Source organism: Intestinimonas sp. HCP28S3_D6 (assembly GCF_052065695.1).
Lineage (GTDB): Bacteria > Bacillota > Clostridia > Oscillospirales > Oscillospiraceae > Intestinimonas.
This window is the reverse complement of the sequence record NZ_JBQHTM010000141.1, coordinates 1-870: the sequence shown is the minus strand read 5'-3', so window position 1 is coordinate 870 and position 870 is coordinate 1. Positions and strand designations below refer to the sequence as shown.

Sequence of the window (870 nt, the reverse complement as noted above, 5' to 3'; positions counted from 1 at the left end):
AGGTGAGCATTTGGTACTTGGGAAAAACATTGCTCACGACATGAAATCTGGTGCTGAAGGTGCTCACTTTTTTGGGGCCCTTTTGCTCACATTTTCGTTTGACAAACACACCTTCGCCGATGTTTTTCTTTCCCTTCAGAGCAATAAAGTCATCAAAGGAGCAGCCTGTCCGTTTCTCCGGATCGGGATCTTTATCATGTGCCTTATCAAAGACCTTAATGTCTTCATAGGCTCCTTTATTCTTAAATTTATCGGTGACATACTTCATGAACAAAAGAGTCAGGATATAGTCCTTATACTCTGAGGAATCCATGCCTCCGCGAAGTTTGTCACAGCTCGCCCAAAGCGATGCATATAATTGTGTTTTCTTGACAGCCATTTTTTGCCTGCTCCTTGTCTAATGATTTTCTTTGATTTTCAGTGCGAATCAGTCAGCGCTCTTACCGCTCTTAACCCATTCATCGAGTTCGGAAATTTTAAACTTCCACTGTTTTCCGATTTTTTGAGCAGGCAAACCTTCCTTACCATTTCTGATCCAGCTGCGAAGAGTAACTGTTTTGATTCCTAAATATTCCGCAGCTTCATCTATGCTTATCCATTTGTCATTCATGATTTCTTCCATGCTCTCACCTCGTGATTTGAATCTGAATACAGCTCAACTATTTTAGTATACACCATAAATGTGAATTTTTCAAGAGTTTACTGTTATTTGTTGCTATTATTTTTTATTTGTGCGTTTTTAAAATTCCCCACCGGACACAAAGGAGCCCCCGCAAAAGGACAACAAAAAACCAATTTTGCGCATCAGCGTGGAAGAGCCTGCGGAAAATCCGCAGGCCCTTCTTTTTGCGCACGTCAGAAAAGGGCGAA

The 870-nt window shown here is 41.3% G+C and carries 2 protein-coding genes; both read right to left on the bottom strand.

The window, feature by feature from the left end:
- Positions 1 to 379 (bottom strand): type I restriction-modification system subunit M N-terminal domain-containing protein (locus tag ACTNBK_RS17115; RefSeq protein ID WP_441147894.1); only part of this gene is annotated, 379 nt, incomplete at its 3' end.
- 48 nt (positions 380 to 427) lie between these two features.
- A complete protein-coding gene (locus tag ACTNBK_RS17110; protein WP_031475217.1) occupies positions 428 to 622 on the bottom strand; it encodes a helix-turn-helix domain-containing protein in 195 nt (64 codons plus the stop codon).
- Positions 623 to 870: the final 248 nt, after the last annotated feature.

Coding starts and splice junctions, on each gene's coding strand:
- ACTNBK_RS17110 (WP_031475217.1), bottom strand. CDS start 622: ATGGAAGAAATCATGAATGACAAATGGATAAGCATAGATGAAGCTGCG.